The 23617-nt window shown below is 61.0% G+C and carries 20 protein-coding genes; 15 read left to right on the forward strand and 5 right to left on the reverse strand.

The window, feature by feature from the left end:
* Positions 1-136 precede the first annotated feature (136 nt).
* From purL to AC2FML_RS02085, 3 genes are all read right to left on the reverse strand, one after another.
* Complete coding sequence (purL, locus tag AC2FML_RS02075; RefSeq protein WP_496781772.1) at positions 137-2296, reverse strand: phosphoribosylformylglycinamidine synthase subunit PurL; 2160 nt, start codon at positions 2294-2296, stop codon at positions 137-139.
* A 197-nt stretch (positions 2297-2493) separates the two neighbouring features.
* Entirely contained in the window at positions 2494-4746 is a 2253-nt protein-coding gene (locus AC2FML_RS02080) for a mechanosensitive ion channel domain-containing protein (protein ID WP_496781774.1), read from the reverse strand.
* Between the two features lie 269 nt (positions 4747-5015).
* On the reverse strand, positions 5016-5924 hold the full coding sequence (locus tag AC2FML_RS02085) for a LysR family transcriptional regulator (protein WP_170442633.1): 909 nt from the start codon (positions 5922-5924) through the stop codon (positions 5016-5018).
* A 169-nt stretch (positions 5925-6093) separates the two neighbouring features.
* Between AC2FML_RS02085 and AC2FML_RS02090 the strand changes: the two genes are divergently transcribed.
* From AC2FML_RS02090 to AC2FML_RS02135, 10 genes are all read left to right on the forward strand, one after another.
* Positions 6094-9513, forward strand: a complete 3420-nt coding sequence (locus AC2FML_RS02090) for an indolepyruvate ferredoxin oxidoreductase family protein (RefSeq protein WP_496781776.1) — start codon at positions 6094-6096, stop codon at positions 9511-9513.
* A 76-nt stretch (positions 9514-9589) separates the two neighbouring features.
* A complete protein-coding gene (locus tag AC2FML_RS02095; protein ID WP_170338757.1) occupies positions 9590-10468 on the forward strand; it encodes a lysophospholipid acyltransferase family protein in 879 nt (292 codons plus the stop codon).
* A gap of 8 nt (positions 10469-10476) precedes the next feature.
* Entirely contained in the window at positions 10477-11286 is an 810-nt protein-coding gene (locus AC2FML_RS02100) for a glutamate racemase (protein ID WP_170357695.1), read from the forward strand.
* Positions 11287-11379: 93 nt separating this feature from the next.
* Positions 11380-12408, forward strand: a complete 1029-nt coding sequence (gene argC, locus AC2FML_RS02105; protein WP_496781778.1) for an N-acetyl-gamma-glutamyl-phosphate reductase — start codon at positions 11380-11382, stop codon at positions 12406-12408.
* A 7-nt stretch (positions 12409-12415) separates the two neighbouring features.
* Positions 12416-12862 (forward strand): cytochrome c maturation protein CcmE, encoded by a 447-nt coding sequence (gene ccmE, locus AC2FML_RS02110; protein ID WP_170338751.1) that lies wholly within the window; start codon positions 12416-12418, stop codon positions 12860-12862.
* Positions 12863-13000: 138 nt separating this feature from the next.
* Positions 13001-13612, forward strand: coding sequence for a holin-associated N-acetylmuramidase (locus tag AC2FML_RS02115; protein ID WP_170357699.1), 612 nt, complete (start codon positions 13001-13003; stop codon positions 13610-13612).
* Positions 13603-14181: a holin family protein gene (locus AC2FML_RS02120; protein ID WP_496781780.1), complete on the forward strand. Its 579-nt coding sequence runs from the start codon at positions 13603-13605 to the stop codon at positions 14179-14181. The genes AC2FML_RS02115 and AC2FML_RS02120 overlap by 10 nt, the downstream gene beginning before the upstream one ends.
* Before the next feature lie 75 nt (positions 14182-14256).
* A complete protein-coding gene (locus tag AC2FML_RS02125) occupies positions 14257-16221 on the forward strand; it encodes a heme lyase CcmF/NrfE family subunit (RefSeq protein WP_496733303.1) in 1965 nt (654 codons plus the stop codon).
* The gene (locus AC2FML_RS02130) at positions 16218-16673 is read left to right on the forward strand and encodes a cytochrome c-type biogenesis protein (RefSeq protein WP_496781782.1); all 456 of its coding nucleotides are present in this window, start codon (positions 16218-16220) and stop codon (positions 16671-16673) included. Before AC2FML_RS02125 ends, AC2FML_RS02130 begins: the two co-directional genes overlap by 4 nt.
* Before the next feature lie 71 nt (positions 16674-16744).
* Positions 16745-17521, forward strand: coding sequence for an enoyl-CoA hydratase-related protein (locus AC2FML_RS02135; RefSeq protein ID WP_093961976.1), 777 nt, complete (start codon positions 16745-16747; stop codon positions 17519-17521).
* Between the two features lie 3 nt (positions 17522-17524).
* Here the strand turns inward: AC2FML_RS02135 and bmt are convergent, their stop codons facing one another.
* Positions 17525-18538 (reverse strand): betaine--homocysteine S-methyltransferase, encoded by a 1014-nt coding sequence (bmt, locus tag AC2FML_RS02140; RefSeq protein ID WP_496781784.1) that lies wholly within the window; start codon positions 18536-18538, stop codon positions 17525-17527.
* A gap of 118 nt (positions 18539-18656) precedes the next feature.
* Positions 18657-18974 carry a DUF1476 domain-containing protein gene (locus tag AC2FML_RS02145; RefSeq protein ID WP_170357709.1) on the reverse strand — a complete coding sequence of 106 codons (318 nt, stop codon included), beginning with the start codon at positions 18972-18974 and terminating at the stop codon, positions 18657-18659.
* Between the two features lie 188 nt (positions 18975-19162).
* Between AC2FML_RS02145 and purC the strand changes: the two genes are divergently transcribed.
* From purC to AC2FML_RS02170, 5 genes are all read left to right on the forward strand, one after another.
* Entirely contained in the window at positions 19163-19918 is a 756-nt protein-coding gene (gene purC / locus AC2FML_RS02150) for a phosphoribosylaminoimidazolesuccinocarboxamide synthase (RefSeq protein ID WP_170357710.1), read from the forward strand.
* A 147-nt stretch (positions 19919-20065) separates the two neighbouring features.
* On the forward strand, positions 20066-20734 hold the full coding sequence (locus AC2FML_RS02155; RefSeq protein WP_496781786.1) for a MarC family protein: 669 nt from the start codon (positions 20066-20068) through the stop codon (positions 20732-20734).
* Between the two features lie 129 nt (positions 20735-20863).
* Entirely contained in the window at positions 20864-21094 is a 231-nt protein-coding gene (purS, locus tag AC2FML_RS02160) for a phosphoribosylformylglycinamidine synthase subunit PurS (protein WP_170339320.1), read from the forward strand.
* Positions 21095-21128: 34 nt separating this feature from the next.
* The gene (purQ, locus tag AC2FML_RS02165) at positions 21129-21797 is read left to right on the forward strand and encodes a phosphoribosylformylglycinamidine synthase subunit PurQ (protein WP_170339318.1); all 669 of its coding nucleotides are present in this window, start codon (positions 21129-21131) and stop codon (positions 21795-21797) included.
* Positions 21798-21833: 36 nt separating this feature from the next.
* Positions 21834-23606: a sensor histidine kinase gene (locus AC2FML_RS02170; protein WP_496781788.1), complete on the forward strand. Its 1773-nt coding sequence runs from the start codon at positions 21834-21836 to the stop codon at positions 23604-23606.
* Positions 23607-23617: the final 11 nt, after the last annotated feature.

The raw sequence follows: 23617 nt of genomic DNA on the forward strand, positions 1-23617 counted from the left end.
AGATACTCCTGAAGGTCTTTTCAAAGATGTAGAGCGATGCCGAAGCCCGCGCAAGGGTGCGCAGCGCCCTTGAAAAAGTCAGATCCCGCGCTGATCGAACAGCGCAGGATCCGAGTATGGTTCAGCGTCGTCGTGCTCAGGCGACAGCTTCGGCAAAACTGCTACGATACATCGCTGAGAGTTCACTCAGAGGAGTTTCGGACGCTCCGATCCGCACGGTTTCTCCGGTAAAGCGCCCGACCGAAACCAGCGGCACGCCAGCCTGGCCCGCCGCAATCATCAGCGCTTCGGCCTGATCGAAGTTGCAGGCCACCAGGTAACGGCCCTGATCCTCACCGAACAGGAACTCGGTCGGGGCGTCATCAAGATGCACACCCACGCCCGCGGCTTCGGCCAGTTCGAAGGCAGCCAGTGCAAGGCCGCCATCGCTCAGGTCAGTACAGGCCTTGATCATCTCGCGATTGGCCCGGATGAAGTCGCCGTTGCGCTTTTCCGCATCCAGATCCACATGCGGGGCGTCGCCGTCTTCGCGGTTGAAGACCTCGGCCAGCAGGGCGGATTGGCCCAGATGCCCCTTGGTTTCGCCGATCACCAGCGCAACGTGGCCTTCGCGCACCTCGGTGCCGATGATTTCGTCGGCGTGCTGCAAAAGGCCGACGGCACCGATGGTCGGTGTGGGCAGGATCGCCTGACCGTCGGTTTCGTTGTAGAGCGACACGTTGCCCGAGACGATCGGCATATCCAGCGCGGCCACGGCGGCGCCGATGCCTTGGATGGCACCGACGAACTGGCCCATGATCTCGGGCTTTTCGGGGTTGCCGAAATTCAGGTTGTCAGTGGTGGCCAGCGGTTTGGCCCCAACGGCGGTCAGGTTGCGATAGGCTTCGGCCACGGCCTGCTTGCCGCCTTCCTCGGGGTTGGCGCGCACGTATCGCGGGGTCACGTCCGAAGTGAAGGCCAGCACCTTGTCGGTGCCATGCACGCGCACCATGCCTGCACCAACGCCAGGCGTACGCGCCGTGTCAGCCATCACCATGGTGTCGTATTGCTCATAGACCCAGTGCTTGCTTGCGTAGTTAGGCGACGAGATCAGCGCACGCAGTCCGTCGATCGGGTCGATCTGCGGTACCTCGCCCAGATCTTCGGCCGCCGAGGTGGGGACCCAGGGGCGGTCGTATTCCGGTGCCGTTGAGGCCAGTTTTGACAGCGGCAGGTCGGCCTTGATTTCGCCGTTGTGCATGATCAGGAAACGGTCTTCGGCGATGGTTTCACCGACGATTGCGAAATCCAGATCCCATTTCTCGAACACGGCGCGGGCTTCGGCCTCAAGCTCGGGCTTCAGCACCATCAGCATGCGTTCCTGGGACTCGGACAGCATCATCTCGTAGGCGGTCATGTTTTCTTCGCGCTGGGGCACGTTTTCCAGGTCCAGCCGGACACCCAACCCGCCCTTGTCGCCCATCTCAACGGCCGAGCAGGTCAGGCCCGCTGCGCCCATGTCCTGAATCGAGATCACGGCGCCGGTCTGCATCAGTTCCAGCGTCGCCTCCATCAGGCGTTTTTCGGTGAAGGGGTCACCGACCTGCACGGTTGGACGCTTTTCCTCGATCGTATCGTCGAATTCGGCCGAGGCCATGGTGGCACCGCCCACGCCGTCGCGGCCGGTTTTGGCGCCCAGATAGACAACGGGCATGCCCACGCCCGACGCGGCCGAGTAAAAGATCTTGTCGGCATCAGCCAGCCCGGCGGCAAAGGCGTTCACCAGGCAGTTGCCGTTGTAGGCCGGGTGGAAGCGCACCTCGCCGCCCACGGTCGGCACGCCGAAACAGTTGCCGTAGCCACCGATGCCTTCGACCACGCCGTTGACCAACTGGCGGGTCTTGGGGTGTTCGGGTTCGCCGAACGATAGCGCGTTCATTGCCGCGATGGGGCGCGCACCCATGGTGAACACGTCGCGCAGGATACCGCCCACGCCGGTTGCCGCGCCTTGATAGGGTTCGATGTATGAGGGGTGGTTGTGGCTTTCCATCTTGAAGACCACGGCCTGCCCGTCGCCGATATCGACCACGCCGGCGTTTTCACCCGGGCCGCAGATCACCTGAGGGCCCGAGGTGGGCAGCGTGCGCAGCCATTTCTTCGAGGATTTGTAGGAACAGTGCTCGTTCCACATGGCCGAGAAGATGCCGAGCTCGGTAAAGGTCGGCTCGCGCCCGATAATCTCGAGGATCATGTCGTATTCTTCGGGTTTCAACCCGTGTGCGGCAATCAGATCCGGTGTGATGGCGGGCTCTTGCATCGTGTGTCCTGTTTCCAAGGTGGCCGGGATTGCGGGCCTTTTAGGGCAACCGGGCGATTTGGGAAAGGGTCAAGAGCGCGCAGCGAACAGGAACCGGCCTTTTGCTGGCAGTATGCGGCGGTCTGCGACCGGGAAAATGCCCGTCGCATCGCCGGTTTGATGGGGACAGCAGCGCGTGCGCCGCTGTCCCGCTGCCCTTATTGAGGCGGCTCTTCTTTCTTGTTCACGGCGTCGGCCGCGGCCGCGCCGATCGCCGCTTTCTGTTGTTCAGTCAGGTTTTCGGCCTCTTCCAACCCGGGGATGGCAACGCGTACCTCGCGGCGGGCAAAGTCGATCCCGTTCTCCTTGAAGGCGGCCTTGACCCGGTTGAAGATCTCCTTGCGCAGGGTGAACTGCTTGCCGGGCTTGGCCATGAACTTGCCGCGGATGATCATGCCGACATCGTCAAAGTCGAACACGCCCTGCGATTTGAAGGGCTGCAGGAAGCCATCCTTGTGGAGCGGGTCCTCCATCATCTCGGCGCCGATCTTCTTGAAGATCTTCTTGACCTTGTTCGGGTCGGTATCGAAGGGCACGGTGAACTTCAGCTTCATGATGACCCAGTCGCGGCTGTAGTTGGTCAGCTTCTGAATCTCACCGTAAGGGATGGTATGCACCGGACCGCGATGGTGGCGCAGCTGCATGGAGCGGATCGAAATCTTCTCTACCGTGCCGGTGGTGCCACCCACATCGACATATTCGCCGACGCGGAAGGCGTCGTCGATCAGGAAGAAGATGCCGCCCACGATGTCCGAGACCAGTTTCTGCGCACCAAAGCCGATGGCCAGACCCAGGATACCGGCACCAGCCAGAAGCGGCGTGATGTCCAAGCCCAGAGCGCCCAACGCCAGCAAGGCGAAGATCACTGCGATGGCCACCTGAGCAGTCACGCGCAGCAAAGGCAGAACCGTGGCCAGGCGCGAGCCGCCGACACCGCCGCCTTCGCCGGCTTCCTCATCGGGGCTCTGCTCCGAAGCTGTTTGCTCTTTGGCAAGCCGGCGGTTGATCCAGAGCGAGACCACCTCGTTCAGGATGTAGCCGATTGCGATGATGATGAAGAACTGAACCAGTTTGCTGCCGGTTTCCGAGTCCCCGCCCGCAATATCCTGCAGGTCCAGATTCCAGGCATCTGCAATCATCAGAATGACCAGAATGCCGGCCAGAACCCGTCCGATGCGGATGTAGCTGCGTTTGGTCGATTTGTAGGCACGTTCCGCGATCGGACCATCGCCCATCATCGGCGGCAGCAGGTGCCGGGTCAGCCCTCGGATCAGCGTGTCGAGCGCCGGTGCGATCAGCAGCCAGAACATCGTGACGAAATGCGCGCCTTCGGCCAGAAGGGCAAACACGGCCGGATTGCGCTGAGCGGCGAGGAACTCGACCAAAAGCCACGTACCCGCTGACACGGCGATCGCAAAATACGGATAGTAGCGGGCGACTTCTTCGTCGAAATGGGTGCGATCCGGATCGGAACCACGCATCATCTCGGTCAGACCGTTGCGGGCCGTCCATGCAATGACGCCGACATAGATATGGATGGCGGTGTTCAGCCAGAAACCAAGGCGCGATTCACCCGGCATCACGCCATTCATCGCATTGAAATCCAAGATGAACAGGGTGAACCCGATCAGCAGGAACAGGCCGATCAGGTTCCGATGCAGGTATTTTGCCCATTTGTCATTCACGTTGACCAGTCGCAGGTTGCTCTGCTTCGGGGCGAGAATGAAACGGGAAATCGCGGCTCCCAGGCGGGGGAACCAGATCAGGAAGAACACGAACGGTGCGGCCTGGGCAATCTGTTGTTCGTCCAGCAACCGACGCCCGACGAAGACCAGCGTGTAATAAAAGACAAGCAGCCCCAGAAACTCCACGCAGAAGCGCTTGAACAGAAAAACTACGGCGCCTTTTAGGTTGGTCGAGGCATCCCCATCGACGACTTTGATCCACCTGCGTGTCCAAAGGCCAACCGCCGTTTCTGCGGCATACCCGATTGCAAGCGCCAGGAAGGTGAACCCGAACAGGGTTGCCAGACCGCTTGCGCCAAACTTGTTTCCGAAATTGCTGAAAGCTTCGACCTGGGCCGAAACCAGTAGCGGAACCTTGCGGATCACATCCAGCCAAGACGCAGCCATGTCGCCCGCCGAGGATGAGATCGTTTGCAGCAGCCCCTTACGGGAAGTCTGCGTTTCAGTCTGTTTCGCCGCGACCGCATCAAGCCGTTCCAGCAAAATGGCCCGGACCTGATCGTCAGACATTCGCGCCACCAGATCGTCGACCTGTTCAGGGGTCAGATCTTCTGGGATGGTGACATGGGTGGTAGTGGATTCGCTGGTGCTCTGGGCCATGCTTGGCCGGGCCAGGAACGTGACGGATACCAACGCCATCAAAAACAGGCGGAGTAGGCTGGTCATAAACTTTGTCCTCGAACACGAAATATTATGGTTTTTCGCGATCATAGGCCCGTTGGCAAAATAATTCCAAACGATTTGGCACCGCGCGCCGGGGTGCAGGCCAAAAAAAAGGCCGAGCACTAAGCTCGGCCGTAGTCCAACAGGGAGGTATGAAGATGATGAGCGTTTCAGCATCATCGCCTTCGAGTGCTCATTTAGGGATCACTCTGTGAACGATCAAGGTTTTTTGGGCGCATTGAGGGCATGTCCGCTATGCTGCGAGTGCATAGCTACAGTTTTCCCAGATGTTTCAGCTGCTTGCGATGCGCAATGATTTCATCCTGAACAAAATCTCGGAACGCTGCGACCCGTTTTGAGTGCCTCAGTTCTTCAGGATAGGCCAAATATACCGGCACATTCGCCGTCTCGATGTCGGACAGGATCGGGACCAGGTCAGGGAAATCCTCGGTCACGTAGTCGGGCAGGACGCCAATTCCGAGGTCATTGAGGACACCCTGCAGAACACCAAAGTAATTGTTCACCGTCAGCAGTGAGCTGGGTTCGTAGGTCATAAGGTGACTGACCATCGACGCGCCAACGCCAACCTGGGGTGCGGAAGGGGTCTGACAGATCAGGCGGTGTTTCGAAATATCCTCCAGCGTCTGGGGCGCGCCTCCGTGCGAATCCAGATAGTTCTTGGTCGCGTACAACATCATTCGAACGGTCATCAGACGCTTGCGGACAAGATCGGCCTGACTGGGTTCCTTCATCCGGATAGCGACATCCGCTTCGCGCATCGGAAGATCCAGCACGCGTTCTTCGAGCATCAGGTCAATATTCAGGTCCGGATACTGCTCATACAGCTTGGGCAGGCGCGGCGCCAGCCACAGGGTCCCGAAGCCAAAAGTCGTGGTGACCCGCAGGACTCCAAAGACCTCATCCTCGCTGTCGCGGATTCGCGCCGCAGCAGCGTCCAGACGCTTGGACATGGCCGTTGTTGCATCGAACAGAAGCTCGCCCTGTTCCGTTAGAATCAGACCGCGGGCGTGGCGATGGAACAGTGTGGCACCCAGCGATTCCTCAAGTGCGCGAACCTGACGGCTGACGGCGGATTGGGACAGATTCAGCTTGTCTCCGGCATGCGTCAGGCTGCCGGCGTCAGCTACCGCGTGAAATATTCTGAGCTTGTCCCAATTCATGGTCGCAACTTTCGTTATCCTTTGGCAGCCCTATATGAAAGAGGTAACAAATTCCATATTCAAACGGGGAAATCGTTACAGAACAGGGGGAATTTTGTATACAGGTCAGAAATAGTGACCTAAAATGACGTCAAATGCAGCACACTATTCCGACGTGGGGAGGCGTCTGATGAGTCAGCCAAAGATTTCGCTCAATGACCGTTTCGATCTGACCAAAAGCCCGGTGCTTTTGAATGGTACGCAGGCGCTTGTTCGTCTGATGATGATGCAGAAGGCACGCGATACCGCCGCCGGTCTAAACACTGCCGGTCTGGTCACCGGATACCGGGGGTCTCCACTGGGTGCGGTCGATCTTCAAATGTCGCGCGCCGAAAAGCAATTGGCCGAGTGCGATGTGACCTTTCAATACGGTCTGAACGAGGACCTGGCCGCCACAGCCCTGTGGGGCAGCCAGCAGGCGGGTCTGCGCGGCGATGGAAAGTATGACGGCGTGTTCGGCCTGTGGTACGGCAAGGGGCCGGGTGTGGACCGGTCGGGCGACGTCATGCGTCACGCAAACATGGCCGGAACCGCCAAGCATGGTGGCGTTCTGATGGCGATGGGCGACGACCACACCGGCGAAAGCTCGACCGTGCTGCACCAGTCGGAATGGTCGATGGTCGACATGTACATGCCGGTCGTCAGCCCGGCCGGGGTGCAGGAAATCCTTGATTATGGAATCTACGGCTTTGCGCTCAGCCGGTTTGCAGGGGTCTGGGTTGGCCTCAAGACGATGAAGGACACGATCGAGGTGACCTCGGTCGTGGATGGCCGGCCCGACCGGATGCAACTGGTGACGCCGGAATTCGACATGCCCGAGGGCGGGCTGAACATCCGGCTGGGCGACACGCCGCACCTGCAAGAGGCGCGGATCATCGACTACAAGCGGTTCGCAGCCGAAGTGTTTTCACACGCCAACCGGATGGACCGGCGGGTCTGGGGCAAGCCGGGCGCCAAGATCGGCATTGCCGCTGCGGGCAAGAACTGGCTGGACCTGGTCCACGCCATGTCGCTGCTGAACATCGACGAGGCCGAGGCCGAACGGCTTGGGATCACCACCTACAAGATCGGCCAGACCTTCCCGTTGGACATGAAGGGGTTCCATGATTGGGCCGAGGGGCTGGACCTGATCATCATCGTCGAAGAAAAGCGCAAGCTGATCGAAGTGCAGGTCAAAGAGGCGATCTTTGACGACCGTCGCGGACGTCGCGTGTACGGCTGGTACAAGGGCGGGGCAGGCACGCTGCACCGCGAAGAGCTGTTCCCGACCCGCGGCGCGCTTGATCCGATCATGATCGCCGAAAAGCTGGGCGAGATCTTCATCGAAGAAGGCCGCGAAACCGAGGGTATCCGCGCCGGACTGGCCAGCCTGCAAGAGGCGCGCCGCAACGACAACGCGCAGGAGATCGCGACGCGGCTGCCGTATTTCTGCTCGGGCTGTCCGCACAATAGCTCGACCAAAGTGCCGGAGGGCAGCCGGGCCTATGCCGGGATCGGCTGTCACTACATGGTGCAGTGGATGGATCGGAACACGACCGGCTTTACCCAGATGGGCGGCGAGGGCGCCAACTGGATCGGTGAGGCGCCGTTCTCGACCACGAAACACGTGTTCCAGAACCTGGGCGACGGCACCTACAACCACTCGGGCGTTCAGGCGATCCGGGCGGCGCTGGCGGCCGGGACCAACATCACCTTCAAGATCCTGTTCAACGACGCGGTCGCCATGACCGGCGGGCAGGAGAACGAGGGCCATCTGACCGCCGAGCGCATCGTGCGCGAGGTCAAGGCCATGGGCGCCCAGCATGTGGCCGTCGTCTATGACGAAAAGGAAGACGTGAACTTCAAGGCGCTGCCCGGCGACGTGGAAACCCACGAACGGGCCGAGCTGATGGCGGTTCAGAACAAGTACCGCGAGATCGAAGGCGTGTCGGTCATCGTCTACGTCCAGACCTGCGCCGCCGAGAAACGCCGCCGCCGCAAGCGCGGTACCTTCCCGGACCCGGACAAGCGCGTGTTCATCAACTCGGATGTCTGTGAAGGCTGTGGCGATTGCGGGGTGCAGTCGAACTGTGTCTCGATCGTGCCCAAGGAAACCGAACTGGGCCGCAAGCGGGCGATCGACCAGTCCAGCTGCAACAAGGATTTCTCGTGCCTCAACGGGTTCTGCCCGTCCTTCGTCACGCTGGAAGGCGCCAAGATCCGCAAGGAAGCCACCACCGAGATCGACATCCCCCATCTGCCGCAACCGGTTCTGCCGCGGATCGACGGCACGCACAACGTGGTCATCACCGGCGTCGGCGGCACCGGCGTCGTGACCATCGGGGCGGTTCTGGCGCAGGCCGCGCAGATCGACGGCAAGGGCGCGGGCATGATGGAAATGGCCGGGCTGGCGCAGAAGGGGGGCGCGGTGCATATCCACTGTCGCCTGGCCAACAAGCCCGAAGATATCAGCGCCATTCGCGTGGCCACCGGCGAGGCGCATGCGCTGATCGGCGGTGACCTCGTGGTGTCGGCCGGGGCCAAGACGCTGGGCCTGACGCGCACTGGTCAGACCGGCGCGGTGGTCAACAGCCACGAGATCATCACCGGCGATTTCACCCGCAACACCGAGTTCCACATTCCGGTCGACCGGCTGGAACTGGCGCTGGAGGCGCGGCTGAAGGACGGTCTGGCCCTGTTCGACGCGACCGAGTTGGCACGCGCGGTGATGGGCGATTCGATCTATTCCAACATGATGGTGTTCGGTGCGGCGTGGCAGCGCGGGCTGCTACCGGTGAGCCACGAGGCGATCATGACCGCAATCGAGCTGAACGGCGCGGCGGTCGAGCGCAACAAGCGCGCCTTCGAGGTCGGCCGCTGGGCGGTTTTGCACCCCGAGGAAGTGGCGCGCATCGTGACCCCCACGGTGACCGAATTGCCCAAGACGCCCGAGCAGGCCATCGCCTTCCGGGCCGATCATCTGGTTGCCTATCAGGGCAAACGGCTGTCCAAACGCTATCTCAAGCTGGTCGAGTCGATCGAAGACCCGAAGGTCCGGGATGCAGTCGCGCGTGGGTATCACAAGCTGTTGTCCTACAAGGACGAATACGAGGTGGCCCGCCTGCTGCTGGACAGCCGCGACAAGGCCGCCGCCGAATTCGACGGCGACATCAAGATGACCTTCCACCTTGCTCCGCCGATCCTGGGGGGCAAAGGGCCGGACGGACGTCCGCGCAAGCGGCAATTCGGCGAATGGCTGCTGGGGCCGATGAAGGTTCTGGCCAAGCTGAAGGGGCTACGTGGCACGCCGCTGGACATCTTCCGCTATACCGCCGAGCGCCGAATGGAACGGGCCTTGATCCGTCAGTATGAGGCGGACATGAAAGAGGTTCTGCCCAAGCTGGATGACAACACCCGCGATGCGATTGTCGCGCTGGCGCGGTTGCCGCTGGACATCCGCGGTTTCGGTCCGGTATTGGCCGCCAACGAAGCCAAGGCCGCCAAGCGGCGCGAGGAACTTCTGGCCGTGATCCGGCAGGGAGGAAGCGAGACGCGGGCCGCGGCCGAGTAACGTCATATCGGTGTCATGGAGGCGCGGTAGGGTTCCCGTCCGCGCCGTCCGATGACGGCCACACCGGAGACCCGTGATGAAATCACGTCGCCAAGTCGCTCGGGACATTTCCTACGCCCATTCTGCTGAAACGCGGGGTGGGCGCATGGTCATCAAACTGATGGAGAACACGACCGGTCGGCTGCGTCTGATCCGGCGCGCGGATGGTTACGAGCGCGAGGTCGCCAATGGCCGTGATTTCTGGTCGGTCATGGTCGAACGCTACGGGCTGAGCCTGAACGTGGTGGGCGGGGCGTTGTCAAACATCCCCAAGGACGGCCCGCTGATCCTGATCGCCAACCACCCCTACGGGATTCTTGATGGGCTGATGATGGGGCATGTGCTGTCCCAAACCCGCGGAGATTTCCGGATTCTGGCCAATCATGTGTTTCACAAGGCTGAGGATCTGAACCGGATCATCCTGCCGATCTCTTTCGATCAGACGAAAGAGGCGATGCGGCTGAACCTGCAGACCCGAAAAACCGCCCTGGATTATCTGGGGCAGGGTGGGGCAATCGGGATTTTTCCCGGTGGTACGGTCAGCACGGCGGCCCGACCCTTCGCGCATCCGATGGACCCGGGCTGGCGCGGCTTCACCGCGCGGATGGTGGCCAAGTCAAACGCCACCGTGGTGCCTTTGTTCTTTGATGGTCACACCTCACGCCTGTTCCAGATCGCCAGCCATCTGCATGTGACGCTGCGCATGGGTTTGCTGATCAAAGAGTTCAAAAAGCGCGTCGATACCCCGGTTGATGTGGTCGTGGGGCAGCCCATCGGCCGCGACGTTCTGGACCCATTGGCCGGCGATACGCGCAAGATGATGGATTTCTTGCGCAAAGCCACGTATGAGCTGTCTCCGAAGCCGCTGAAGTCGTATGACTATGGCTATGAATTCGAGGAACGGCATCGCGCCTGAAGGGGCAAATGGCAGTAGGCATCTTTGATTCCGGATTGGGCGGGCTGACCGTCCTGAACGCCGCGCAGACACGTCTGCCGGAGGTGGATTTCCTGTATTACGCGGACAGCGCGCACGCGCCGTATGGCGTGCGCGACGCCGAGGATATCTACAACCTGACCCGAAACGCGGTGCAGGACCTGTGGTCGCGCGGCTGCGATCTGGTGATTCTGGCCTGCAACACAGCCAGCGCCGCGGCGCTTCGGCGGATGCAGGAAGAGGGCGTGCCGCAGGGCAAGCGCGTGCTGGGTGTGTTCGTGCCGCTGATCGAGGCGCTGACCGAGCGCCAGTGGGGCGACAACAGCCCCCCGCGCGAAGTGGCGGTCAAACATGTGGCTCTGTTTGCCACGCCGGCAACCGTGGCAAGCCGCGCGTTTCAGCGTGAACTGGCGTTCCGCGCCATCGGCGTCGATGTTGAGGCGCAGGCCTGCGGTGGCGTGGTCGATGCCATCGAGGACGGTGACATGATCCTGGCCGAAGCCCTTGTGCGGAGCCATGTGGACGCGTTGAAGCGCAAGATGCCGCAACCGCAGGCTGCGATCTTGGGCTGCACCCATTACCCCTTGATGGCCGAAGCCTTTCAGGCGGCGTTGGGACCGGACGTGCAAGTGTTCAGCCAAGGCGACCTGGTGGCCGAAAGCCTTGCGGATTATCTCCAGCGGCATCCGGATATGCTGGGCGGGGGTGAGGCGGGTTACCTGACCACAGGCAATCCGCAGAAGGTCAGTGACCGGGCAACGCAATTTCTCCGACGACAGATCACCTTCAAGGCCGCCTGACTTAGGTCAAGGACCGGCCCCTGTCATGAATTTATTCGGTACCTGTCATGTCGGCGGGTGCCAGACGTGTCACATAAATCTACGAGGTCTGACATGACCCACAAAATCGCAATCCTGGGCGCTTCGGGCTATACCGGTGCCGAACTGGTACGGCTGATCGCCGAGCACCCGAACATGGAAATCACCGCCCTGGCGGCCGAGCGCAAGGCCGGGCAGACCATGGCCGAGGTGTTTCCGCATCTGCGCCATCTGGATTTGCCGCGTCTGTGCAAGATTGAGCAGATTGACTTTGGCCAGATCGACCTGTGCTTTTGCGCGCTGCCGCACAAGACCAGCCAGGAGGTCATCCGGGATTTGCCCTCCGACCTCAAAATCGTTGATTTGTCGGCGGATTTCCGGCTGGCCGACCCCGATGAATACGAGAAATGGTACGGCAATCCGCATGCCGCACTCACGCATCAGGATGAGGCCGTCTACGGACTGACTGAGTTCTACCGTGAGGATATCCGCGCTGCGCGGCTGGTGGCAGGCACCGGGTGCAATGCTGCCACGGGGCAGTACGTGCTGCGGCCGTTGATCGCGGCCGGTGTTATCGACCTGGATGACATCATTCTTGATCTGAAATGCGCTGTCTCCGGGGCGGGGCGTGCGCTGAAAGAGAACCTTCTGCACGCCGAACTGAGCGAGGGCACCAACGCTTATGCCGTCGGCGGTACCCACCGGCATCTGGGCGAGTTCGATCAGGAGTTCTCGAAACTGGCGGGCCGCGCGGTTCACATCCAGTTTACGCCGCACCTGATCCCCGCGAACCGGGGCATTCTGGCGACCTCGTATGTGAAGGGTGATCCGCAGAGCGTTTATGAAACGCTGTGTGCAGCCTATTCAGACGAGCCTTTCATTCAGATGCTGCCCTTTGGCGACACACCTTCGACCCACCATGTGCGCGGATCGAACTTCTGCCACATCGGCGTCGTTGCTGACAGGATCGAACGGCGTGCCATCGTGATTGCGGCGCTGGATAACCTGACAAAAGGTAGCAGTGGGCAGGCCTTGCAGAACGCAAACCTGATGTTAGGTGAACCCGAAACGACCGGGCTTATGATGGCCCCACTGTTCCCATGAGGGCGAGATGAAGACGCTGAAGAAACGTCGTCGTGTACAGATCATTCTGTTGGCTTTTGTGGCTTTGGCCCTGGCGACGGGCTTGATCGGTTATGCCATGCGAGACGGGATCAACTATTTCCGCTCGCCCAGCCAGGTAATCGCCGAACCGCCGGCGCCGAACGAGGTGTTCCGCATCGGTGGCTTGGTCGAAGAAGGCTCGATCGTACGAGGGCAGGGTGAAACCGTACGGTTCACCGTCACCGACGGGGGTGAGAGTGTGAAGGTGGCCTTCACCGGTGTCTTGCCTGATCTGTTTTCCGAGGGTCAGGGGATGGTCGGCACCGGAAGCTACGTTGATGGTGTGTTCCAAGCCACTGAAATTCTGGCAAAACACGACGAGACCTATATGCCGAAAGAGGTCATCGATGCCTTGAAGGAGCAGGGCGTCTACGAAGAGCCGGCAGACAGTTGAGACAGGACAGCCTTCGGTAGGTTGCCTGAATGAGTGTTCTAGGGCGTTGCGCGATTTGGTCGTGCAGCGCCCTTCTTCGTTTCATGGATTTAAGGATTTCACCTGACCGTGTGCCGCATAGGTACACAGAGGTGCAGCATGCAGTCGGTTCAGCAGATTGCCAACGAGATCGTAACCCGCGAGGGCGGCTTCGTCGATGATCCGGACGACCCCGGAGGGGCCACGAAATACGGTGTCACAATCCACACGATGCGAAGATTGGGCCTTGACCTGACGCGTGACGGCACGGTCGATCGCCGCGACGTAATGGCGCTTGGCCGGGATCAGGCCGTCGCGATTTTCATCACGCATTACTTTCAAAAGCCCGGTCTGGCACGGGTGCCCCACGTGCTGCAGCCGACGCTGTTCGATATGTACGTGAATGCGGGCGGACAGGCGGTGCGCATCCTGCAGCGTCTTTTGGTGCAGATGGGATTTTCGCTCGCCGTGGATGGCGTTTTGGGGCCGCGAACGGCTGGGGCGTGCGATCAGGCCGCAAAACCCGATCCGGTGGTGTTGCGCGACGCGTATGGGGTGGCACGAAGGAACTACTATTTCCGGCTGGCTGACCGACGTCCGGCCTTGCGCAAATACGTGCGCAGCCGCAACGGTGTGAAAGGGGGGTGGATCCGCCGGGCCGAGGAGTTTCTATCTCCGCCCTATCACCTGAGCATGGCCGAGTTTCAGCAAAGGATAGCCGCATGGGACTGATCGCAGGTGTTTTTGATCTTCTGTTCGGAGGTGGGCGCAACGTGGTGCGCGAAACTGCCGAGGTTTTCCGCGAGAACTCGGAGGCCGGTGCGGAACGCGCTGTTGCGCTGCGCGGACAGGCGATGAACCAGTTCGGCGCGGAATTCGAAGCTCCCCGCAAAGGCGGGTTTGACCGTTTCATGGACGGTTTGAATCGGTTGCCAAGGCCTGCATTGGCGCTGGGGACATTGGGTCTGTTCGTGGCCGCGATGGTCGATCCATTGTGGTTTGCGGCGCGGATGCAGGGAATTGCGCTGGTGCCCGAGCCGCTGTGGTGGCTACTGGGCGTCATCGTGTCGTTCTATTTCGGAGCGCGGCACCAAGCGAAGGTTCAGGACCTTCAGCGTGACATCTCAGTTACGATGATGCGGGCGCCACAGGTCATGGCCAACTTGCAAGCTATTCACGAGATGCGAGCGGAAAGTCCGGGGGCTGCCGATCCGGGGCCGGATGCCGAACTGACGGCCCAGGTGATCATCCCCGATCACAACCCGGCGCTTGAGGACTGGCGGCGTCTGCAGCGCGCCTGACCCGCGACACTATGTGCGCCTGATTGCGGCGAAAGTGATTGGCGCTTGCCCGGGCGCGGGATTATACCCGTGCCCATGATTACCGAGCTTGGACATTTCGCCCTTATCCTGGCCTTCATGGTGGCCATAGTTCAGACAGTCGTGCCATTGATTGGCGCCGCAAAACGCTGGCCGTCATGGATGCTGTTCTCGGAGCCCGCGGCTATTGCGCAATGTCTTCTGACAGGATTTGCCTTCGCTGCGCTGGTGTGGGCCTTTGCGACCTCGGATTTCTCGCTGCGGATCGTGGTGGAGAACAGCCATTCCCTGAAACCGATGCTGTATAAGATCAGCGGAACCTGGGGAAACCACGAAGGCTCGATGCTGTTGTGGGTATTGATCGTGGCGCTTTTTGGCGCGACGGCCGCGCTTTTTGGCCAGGGTTTGCCACCCACGCTCAAGGCCCGTGTCTTGGCGATGCAGGCCGCAATCGGGGTGGCGTTCTACGCCTTCATCCTGTTTACGTCGAACCCGTTTGACAGGCTTCCTGTGGCGCCGTTTGACGGCCGCGATCTGAACCCCTTGCTGCAGGACCCCGGCTTGGCTTTCCATCCGCCGTTTCTGTACCTTGGATATGTGGGCCTTAGCATGGCATTCAGCTTTGCCGTCGCTGCCCTAATCGAGGGGCGGGTGGACGCGGCTTGGGGTCGTTGGGTTCGACCGTGGACCCTGGCAGCCTGGATATTCCTGACCATCGGCATCGCTTTGGGGTCTTGGTGGGCCTACTACGAATTGGGTTGGGGCGGATTCTGGTTCTGGGATCCAGTGGAAAACGCGTCTTTCATGCCGTGGCTCTTGGCCGCCGCCCTGTTGCACTCGGCCATCGTGGTCGAAAAGCGCGAAGCCTTGAAAAGCTGGACCATTCTGCTGGCGATCATTGCGTTTGGCTTTTCTCTGATCGGCACCTTCATCGTGCGCTCGGGCCTGCTGACGTCGGTTCATGCCTTCGCAAACGACCCTGAGCGTGGTGTATTCATCCTGTTCATTCTGGTGGCGTTCATCGGCGGAGCGCTGATCCTGTTCGCCGCCAGGGCGCAGGCGATGGAGGCCAAGGGGCTGTTTGGAATGGTCAGCCGTGAAAGCGCATTGGTGCTGAACAATATCCTGCTCGCCGTCAGCAGTTTTGTCGTGTTCTTCGGGACCCTGTGGCCGATGGTGGCCGAGATGATGTTCGACCGAAAGCTTTCGGTCGGGGCACCGTTCTTCAACGCGGCCTTTACGCCGTTCATGGTGGTGCTGGGCATTGCATTGCCGCTGGGCTCGATGCTGCCGTGGAAGCGCGGCAGGCTGGGCCGCGTCGCATGGCAGCTGCGCTATGCCTTTGTTCTGGCCGTTTCGCTGGCCGTACTGGTTTGGGTGCTGCAGACGGGCCGCAGCGCGCTCGGGCCGGTTGGTTTGTTCCTTGGCGCATGGATCACCTTCGGCGCCGCGGTCGATCTGTGGAGCCGCACAGGCCGCACCGGCGGCTTCCGGCGTCTGATGCGTCTGCCGGGTGCGGATTGGGGCAAGGCGATCGCCCATACCGGTCTGGGGGTCACGATCTTTGCGATTGCCGGCCTGACCGCCTGGGAGGTCGAGGACATCCGTGTTGCGCGTATCGGGGAAACCTTCGACGTGGGCGGTTTCTCGTTCACTTTGGACGGCGTGCGCGAAGTTGAGGGACCGAACTATTTCTCCACCATGGCCGATGTGCAGGTTCAAAAAGATGGTCGAGAGATAGCTACGTTGAACCCGGAAAAACGGACCTATCCGGTGGCCGCCATGCCCACGACCGAGGCTGCGATTGACTACCGTTTTCTGCGTGATGTCTACGTGGTCATCGGGGATCAGCAGGACGATGGCGGCTGGGTCATGCGTACTTACATCAAACCTCTTGCGAATTGGATTTGGGGAGGCTGCATTCTGATGGCTCTGGGCGGATTGTTCAGCTTGTCCGACCGCCGCTTCCGGGTGGCCGCAGGCGCGCGCAAGGCCCCGGTAAGCGGGGTACCTGCGGAATGAAACGTCTGATCGTTTTGTTGTTGTTTCTGGCATCGCCGCTGATGGCGGTCCAGCCGGATGAAGTCCTGGAGGATCCGGCGCTCGAAGCCCGAGCACGAGACATCAGTACGGGCCTGCGTTGTCTGGTCTGTCGAAACGAAAGCATCGACGAAAGCAACGCGGAACTGGCCCGTGACCTGCGCATTTTGCTGCGCGAACGGCTGGTCGCGGGCGACACCGATGAAGAAGCGGTTGCCTATATCGTCGACCGCTACGGAGAATACGTGCTGCTCAAACCCACGACCACGGGGGCGAACCTTCTGTTGTGGCTGGCAGGGCCGGCCATGCTGTTGATTGCGGCGGGTCTGGGGTGGAACTTCCTGCGCGGTCGTGCGCGGGTTGAGGAGACCTCCGCCGTGGACGGATTGAGTGACGACGAGAAAGAGCGCCTGCGCCGGATTCTTGAAGACTGACGTGCGGTTTGCCTTTCCCTTGCGCGGCATTTGGGTCAGGGTTCGGGAAATTCTGCGCATGTGAGGACTTCATGGAATACGAAACGGTGCTTTTGGACATCACGGACGGTCTGGCTGTGGTCACGCTGAACCGGCCGGACAAGATGAACGCGCTTACGACGAAAATGCGCGCCGAGATTACCCATGCGATGAAAAAAGCCGCTCATGACGCGCGCGCAATCGTCCTGACGGGCGCGGGTCCGGCGTTTTGCTCCGGCCAGGATCTGGGCGATGCGTCCAGCACCGGCAAGATCGATCTGGAACGCGCGCTGCGCGACGAATATGAACCGATGCTGGAAGCTGTTCATGATTGTCCGGTGCCGACAATCGCGGCCGTGAACGGTCCCGCGGCGGGGGCAGGGGCAAACCTGGCGCTGTGTGCCGATGTGGTCATTGCGACCGAAAGCGCCTATTTCCTGCAGGCCTTTGCCCGGATCGGTCTTTTGCCGGACGCCGGCGGGACGTGGTTCATGCCGCGCCAGATGGGTCTGGCCAAAGCCATGGGTGCGGCCCTGTTCGCCGACAAGATTTCTGCGCGTCAGGCTGATCAATGGGGCATGATCTACGAGGCGGTTGCCGACGATGAATTCGCTGCGCATTGGCGCAAGCGCGCCGAGTACTTGGCCAAAGGGCCGACTGCGGGCTTTGCCGCGATCAAAAAGGCGATGAGAGGCACATACGAAAACACCTTGCCGCAACAACTGGCGACCGAGGCGCACCTGCAGGGAGAATGTGGGCGCACCCGCGACTTCGCCGAAGGCGTGGTGGCGTTTTTGGAAAAACGCGCCCCCCGGTTCGAGGGGCGCTGACCATCAGGCCCGGCGGCGGCGGCGCGCGCGCCGTTCGGGCATCGCCTCGTCGCCGGTTCCGTCGCTGGCCGACGAGAAAGGCCCCAATATCGCGGTGATTTGCTCGAGCGATGGGCGGGCGCCACGGGGTTCAGTGTCCAGTGCCTTGCGCATCTCACGCAGGTGCGCTGGCATCGTTCCGCAGCAACCACCGATGATGGTCGCACCTGAATCCCGCGCCATGGCGGCGTAACGGCCCATCAGTTCGGGTGTGCCGTCATAGTGGATGTGGCCATCGACATATTTGGGAATACCCGCATTGCCCTTGGAGATCAGGGGGCGTTCGGTTCCCTGAGCCACAAAACCAAGAACCGTGCGCAGGATATCAGACGCGCCGGTGCCGCAGTTGGCGCCAAAGGCGATCGGCGGGTTGGGCAGGGTTTCGACAAGCTGTGCCAGGTCGGCCGAGGTCACGCCCATCATGGTGCGCCCGGCGGTGTCAAAACTCATGGTACCGCACCAAGGCATGTCGGCCAGGGCAAAGGCCTCGGCCGCGGCGCGGAATTCCTCCGGCGCGCTGATCGTTTCTACCCACAGCACGTCGACGCCGCCTTCTTTCAGCGCCTCGGCCTGTTCGTGGAACATCTCGACCGCCTCGGCATGGGTCAGGCTGCCCACAGGTTCCAGGATTTCACCGGTCGGACCGACCGAGCCCGCAACCACCACCGGGCGTCCGGCGGCATCCGCCACCTCGCGCGCCAGTTCGGCGCCGATGCGGTTCAACTCGGCCACGCGGGTGTGGGCGTCGTGCAGCTTCAGACGTGCAGCCGTTCCGCCGAATGTATTGGTCAGGAACAGGTCACTGCCCGCATTCACCGACCCCTGATAAAGAGCGCGGATCTTGTCGGGTTGGTCGGTGTTCCACAGCTCGGGCGCGTCACCCGATTGCAGTCCCATGTTGAACAGGTTCGTTCCGGTGGCGCCATCGGCAAGAATGGCGTCCTTCGTTTCCAGCAATCTGGTCAGCGCGTTGGTCATTGGAGATGTCCGGAGTTGTGGCCCCAAAGGCCAAAAATTTAGACGCCCCGTGTCGCATGACCGGGACGTCAAATCAAATTCATAATACTCATGAAGATCATGAGGTGGGCGGCATGCCTCAGTTGGCTTCGCTCATCACCTGAGCTTTGGCCTCGGGCAGCAGTTCCGCCATCTTGGCGCGGATTTCCTCGGGGCTGGACAGATCGCCCAGATCGGCGGCGACCTTGCGCACAACGTCCTCGTGGCCGGCCTCTTCGAAATCGGCGATCACGACGGATTTTGCATACTCGGCGGCCTCGTCGCCGCTTTTGCCCATTTTTTCCGCAGCCCACAGGCCCAGCAGCTTGTTGCAACGGGCTTGCGCCTTGAACTGCATTTCTTCGTCATGGGCGAATTTTGCTTCAAAGGCGTTTTCGCGTTCGTCGAACGTGGTCATGGGTGTTGGGCCTCTTCAAGTAAAAGTGTGTTTCCTGATGATATGACCATACGCGCTGCCGGGTGCAAGGTATTTGCGCTGCGTCAAAGCCTCTCGGATGCATGAACTTGCGGGAAAGGGGGGCTTGCACTATGAGAGCGCCAACGCGATGGGACTCATTCCCTCGCCCCAGCCTGGAAAGGTCGCACATGGCGCGTCGCAAGAAGATTTACGAAGGCAAGGCCAAGATCCTGTACGAAGGCCCGGAACCGGGTACGATCGTGCAGTATTTCAAAGATGACGCCACCGCGTTCAACGCGGAAAAGAAAGACGTGATCGACGGCAAGGGTGTTCTGAACAACCGCCTGAGCGAATTCTTCATGACCGGTCTGAACCAGATCGGCGTGCCGACCCATTTCATCCGCCGCCTGAACATGCGCGAACAGCTGGTTCGCAGCTGCGAGATCATCCCGCTTGAGGTGATCGTCCGCAACTATGCCGCCGGGTCGCTGTCGAAACGGCTGGGCATTGCCGAGGGCACGCAACTGCCGCGCCCGATCGTGGAATACTGCTACAAGGACGACTCGCTGGGTGATCCACTGGTGACCGAAGAGCACATCGCCGCGTTCGGCTGGGCCAGCCAGCAGGACATGGACGACATCCTCAGCCTGGCGCTGCGGGTGAACGACTTCATGAGCGGCGTGATGCTGGCTGTGGGTATCCGTCTGGTCGACTTCAAGATCGAAATCGGTCGTGTCTACGAGGGTGACTTCCAGCGCCTGATCGTCGCTGATGAGATCAGCCCAGACAGCTGCCGCCTGTGGGATATCGAGACAGGACAAAAGCTGGACAAGGACGTGTTCCGCCGCGATCTGGGCAGCCTGACCGACGCCTATTCCGAGGTCGCCCGTCGCCTGGGCGTTCTGCCGAAAAGCAACGTGAGCAAGCCCACCCTGATCAACTGATCGCGCCGACTGGCAGGGCCTAACAAGGATGCGCTGCTCCTATTCGGGGCGGCGCATTTTTCATTGCGGGTTTGACAGGTCAGGCCCCTGTCACGCATCTTCGGGTTGACCGACCAACCCGGTCCGCTAACCAAGGTGGCACACTGAATGAGCGCGTTGTTCGATCAAGCGGTTTTCCTGAAGTTTCTGGCGGCCGTGCTGGCCATATTCAACCCGCTCTACAACATCCCGATCTTCCTGAGCATGACGCGCGACTGCACACCTGCCGAACGGCGCAGGGTAGCGATGATCGTGATGGCTTCGGTGACGGTGATCGCACTGATCTCGGTCGCTATAGGTGAAGAGGTGTTGGCTGTCTTCGGGATCGACGTTCCTTCGTTTCGCGTGGCCGGCGGGCTGATTATCTTCGGGATCGGCATGTCGATGCTGAACGCGCAAGACCGGGCGCCGGGCGATCAGGCGGCCGTGGTCGATGGTCACGCGCGCAAGTTGAACTTTGCCGTTGTTCCGCTGGCGATCCCGTTGACGATTGGCCCGGGCACGATTGCCGTGACGATCGTGTTCTCGCATCAACTGTCGGATGGGGCCGAACTTGTGACCCTTGGCTCGGCGATCCTGATCGCCTGTTTCATAGTCGGGCTCGGCCTGTTGTTTGCTGACAGCATCTCGCGTCTTGTGGGTGAGACGATGATCAATGTGCTGACCCGGATCATGGCGATCCTGCTGGTTGCCGTGGCCGTCGAAATGGTTCTGACCGGCATCTTCAACGCGGTTGATGAACATTATCCCGGGCTGACGGGCAGCCCAGGCAATTGAATTCCTCAAGATGAAGCGCCTGCGGTCATTCGACCGCATCACAAAGGCTTGTTCTGCGCGGTCAGTCGCGCTATCCCCCGCGCAACGGAACAGGCCCCGGCGCGGCGGGCCACAGGTGGAGTTGCGACGATGAAGGCACGGGTGCACGTAATGCTCAAGAACGGGGTTCTGGACCCTCAAGGCGAGGCTGTGCGCCACGCATTGGGCGCACTGGGGTTCGACAAGGTGCAGGGCGTCCGGCAGGGCAAGGTGATTGACCTGGAACTGGCCGATGGCGCGACCAAGGCCGATGTGGCCGAAATGTGCGAGAAGCTGTTGGCCAACACGGTCATCGAGCGTTACGAGATCGAACTGGTCTGAATTCTCTGACCGTCATCCCCAAGGAGGGTTTCCCATGCGCGCAGCGGTTGTCGTTTTTCCGGGGTCCAACTGTGACCGGGATCTTGCCGTCGCCTTTGAGCAGGCCGGATTTCAGGTCGACATGGTCTGGCACAAGGATGCCCAACTCCCGCAGGGCGTGGACATCGTGGGCGTGCCGGGCGGGTTTTCTTACGGCGATTACCTGCGCTGCGGTGCGATCGCCGCGCAGTCTCCGATCTGCAAGGCGGTGGTCGAGCACACCGAACGGGGCGGCTATGCCATCGGCATCTGCAACGGGTTCCAGATCCTGACCGAGACCGGCATCCTGCCGGGCGCGCTGCTCCGCAATGCCGGCTTGAAATACATCTGTCGAACAGTTGGGCTGAAGGTTGCGACCAGCGACAGCGCCTTTACTCAGGGCTACAACGCCGGTGACGTGATTCAGATTCCGATCGCGCATCACGATGGCAACTACTTCGCTGATGACGAAACCATTGCCCGCCTGCGTGACGAGGATCGGATCGCCTTCAGCTATACCGACAACCCTAACGGCTCGCGCGGGGATATTGCCGGGATCCTGTCGCACAACCGGCGCGTGCTGGGCATGATGCCCCACCCCGAGCGGGCGGCGGACGAGGCCCATGGCGGTACCGACGGAGTGGCGCTCTTCCGCGCATTGTCGGGTGTACTGACACCTGCGTGACTTGAGGTCGTGGGCGCGGAAGCGTAGCTTCGGTTCATGAGATCCGACGCGCAATCAGGCTGGACAAATCTATTTGGCCGCGGTGCCCCTTTGGGGTGGCGCTTGCGGCTGGCCGTGTTCGTGTTGCTGGTTGCTGCTGCGGCGACGGTCTGGGTCACCAACAGCCTGCTGACCAATCGGTTCACGGAATCGACCCGAAACAGGGCTGAACTGCGTCTGGCGCTCTATTCCGGCAACCTGCTGAGCGAATTGCGTCGAAACGCCATCGTTCCACAATTGCTGGCCCGGGACCCGACTTTGATTTCGGCCTTGCAGTCAGCCGATTTTTCCCTGTCGACGCAGCGGCTTCTGTCCTTTGTTGAAGAAATCGGGGCTGCGTCGCTGATGCTGCTGGATCGGGATGGTCGGGTCGTTGCCGCAACAGACCGCAATCGACTGGGCGAGTCCCATCGAAGTGACCCGTATTTCGTGAATGCCGTCAGATCGAACGCGACGATCTTTTCCGAGATTGCGCGCGAGACCGGCAGTTATGGCTTTCTCTATTCCCGCAGGATTGAGGCCGGGTCGGAAATTCTGGGCGTGATCGTGGTCGAGGTTGATCTGCGCAAGTTCGAGAACGCCTGGGCCGGGATCTCGGACGCGGTCATGGTGACCGATAGCACCGGAACGATCATTCTGTCGACCGAACCCCAGTGGCGCGGCCTGAACGAGACTGAGGCTTTGTTACGGCAGCATCCGCAGGGTGCCATCCAGCGCGCAATTCGGGCGACTACCGATTGGACGGCCTTGCCGCCGGATGCCTATGTCGCGGGCGAGGCCGTGATGCGCATGGAGACCCGCATCCCGTTCCGCGGTTGGAAGATGACTTCGTTCACGACCTATTCCTCGATCCGCGAAAAGGTGAACAGCGTGCTGGCGCTCGAGATCATGGGGTTTGCGATTCTTCTTGCGCTGACCTTCTATGCACTGAGCCGCAGGGCCACGTTCCGCATGGCGCTGTTCCAACGCGAGTCGGCGGAGCTTCGCGCATTGAACGCAAGGCTGCAGCGCGAAATCGCCGAACGCGAACGGGTTGAAAAGACGCTGGAAGTGGCGGAACAGACGCTGGCCCAAAGCTCGAAGCTGGCAGCCTTGGGCGAGATGTCGGCGGCCGTCAGTCACGAGTTGAACCAGCCGTTGGCGGCGATGAAGACCTATCTGGCGGGCGCGCGGCTACTGCTGCGCCGAAACCGCCCCGAAGAGGCGCTGGCCAGCTTTGGTCGGATCGACGGTCTGATCGAGCGGATGGGCGCGATCACGCGGCAGCTCAAGTCTTATGCCCGAAAGGGCGCGGACGCGTTTTCACCCGTAAATCTTGGGGAGGCGTTGGCCTCATCCCTGTCGATGATGGAACCGCAGCTGCGCCAGAGGCAGGTCAAGATCACCCAGATCCTGCCCGAAGAGCCGGTGATCGTGATGGGAGATCGGATGAGGATCGAACAGGTTATGGTCAACCTGTTGCGAAACGCGCTCGACGCCACCAAATCTGTTGCAGAGCCTGAGGTCGAGATCATTCTGGCCGCAGGCGAGACCGCCGTGCTGGCGGTGCGCGACAATGGCCACGGGATCGAGGATATCGAGAACCTGTTCGAGCCGTTCTACACCACCAAGCGACCCGGAGATGGGGTCGGCTTGGGTCTTGCCATCTCGTCCGGGATCGTGAACGACCATGGCGGACGGCTGACTGCGCGCAACGGCCAGAACGGCGGCGCGGTATTCGAGATGCAACTGCCCATTTTGGGACATGACGGCCTTGAGGCCGCAGAATAACGAGGACGTAC

The organism is Ruegeria sp. BHSC029 (assembly GCF_059613085.1).

What these genes read in the sequence shown, in the direction of transcription:
- AC2FML_RS02100 (WP_170357695.1), top strand. Translation starts at nt 10,477, where the DNA reads ATGGCAGTAGGCATCTTTGATTCCGGATTGGGCGGGCTGACCGTCCTG.
- purS (WP_170339320.1), top strand. Translation starts at nt 20,864, where the DNA reads ATGAAGGCACGGGTGCACGTAATGCTCAAGAACGGGGTTCTGGACCCT.
- AC2FML_RS02095 (WP_170338757.1), top strand. Translation starts at nt 9,590, where the DNA reads ATGAAATCACGTCGCCAAGTCGCTCGGGACATTTCCTACGCCCATTCT.
- AC2FML_RS02145 (WP_170357709.1), bottom strand. Translation starts at nt 18,974, where the DNA reads ATGACCACGTTCGACGAACGCGAAAACGCCTTTGAAGCAAAATTCGCC.
- AC2FML_RS02125 (WP_496733303.1), top strand. Translation starts at nt 14,257, where the DNA reads ATGATTACCGAGCTTGGACATTTCGCCCTTATCCTGGCCTTCATGGTG.
- purL (WP_496781772.1), bottom strand. Translation starts at nt 2,296, where the DNA reads ATGCAAGAGCCCGCCATCACACCGGATCTGATTGCCGCACACGGGTTG.
- AC2FML_RS02090 (WP_496781776.1), top strand. Translation starts at nt 6,094, where the DNA reads ATGAGTCAGCCAAAGATTTCGCTCAATGACCGTTTCGATCTGACCAAA.
- AC2FML_RS02130 (WP_496781782.1), top strand. Translation starts at nt 16,218, where the DNA reads ATGAAACGTCTGATCGTTTTGTTGTTGTTTCTGGCATCGCCGCTGATG.
- purQ (WP_170339318.1), top strand. Translation starts at nt 21,129, where the DNA reads ATGCGCGCAGCGGTTGTCGTTTTTCCGGGGTCCAACTGTGACCGGGAT.
- AC2FML_RS02170 (WP_496781788.1), top strand. Translation starts at nt 21,834, where the DNA reads ATGAGATCCGACGCGCAATCAGGCTGGACAAATCTATTTGGCCGCGGT.
- AC2FML_RS02115 (WP_170357699.1), top strand. Translation starts at nt 13,001, where the DNA reads ATGCAGTCGGTTCAGCAGATTGCCAACGAGATCGTAACCCGCGAGGGC.
- AC2FML_RS02135 (WP_093961976.1), top strand. Translation starts at nt 16,745, where the DNA reads ATGGAATACGAAACGGTGCTTTTGGACATCACGGACGGTCTGGCTGTG.
- AC2FML_RS02085 (WP_170442633.1), bottom strand. Translation starts at nt 5,924, where the DNA reads ATGAATTGGGACAAGCTCAGAATATTTCACGCGGTAGCTGACGCCGGC.
- AC2FML_RS02155 (WP_496781786.1), top strand. Translation starts at nt 20,066, where the DNA reads ATGAGCGCGTTGTTCGATCAAGCGGTTTTCCTGAAGTTTCTGGCGGCC.
- AC2FML_RS02080 (WP_496781774.1), bottom strand. Translation starts at nt 4,746, where the DNA reads ATGACCAGCCTACTCCGCCTGTTTTTGATGGCGTTGGTATCCGTCACG.
- argC (WP_496781778.1), top strand. Translation starts at nt 11,380, where the DNA reads ATGACCCACAAAATCGCAATCCTGGGCGCTTCGGGCTATACCGGTGCC.
- purC (WP_170357710.1), top strand. Translation starts at nt 19,163, where the DNA reads ATGGCGCGTCGCAAGAAGATTTACGAAGGCAAGGCCAAGATCCTGTAC.
- bmt (WP_496781784.1), bottom strand. Translation starts at nt 18,538, where the DNA reads ATGACCAACGCGCTGACCAGATTGCTGGAAACGAAGGACGCCATTCTT.
- ccmE (WP_170338751.1), top strand. Translation starts at nt 12,416, where the DNA reads ATGAAGACGCTGAAGAAACGTCGTCGTGTACAGATCATTCTGTTGGCT.
- AC2FML_RS02120 (WP_496781780.1), top strand. Translation starts at nt 13,603, where the DNA reads ATGGGACTGATCGCAGGTGTTTTTGATCTTCTGTTCGGAGGTGGGCGC.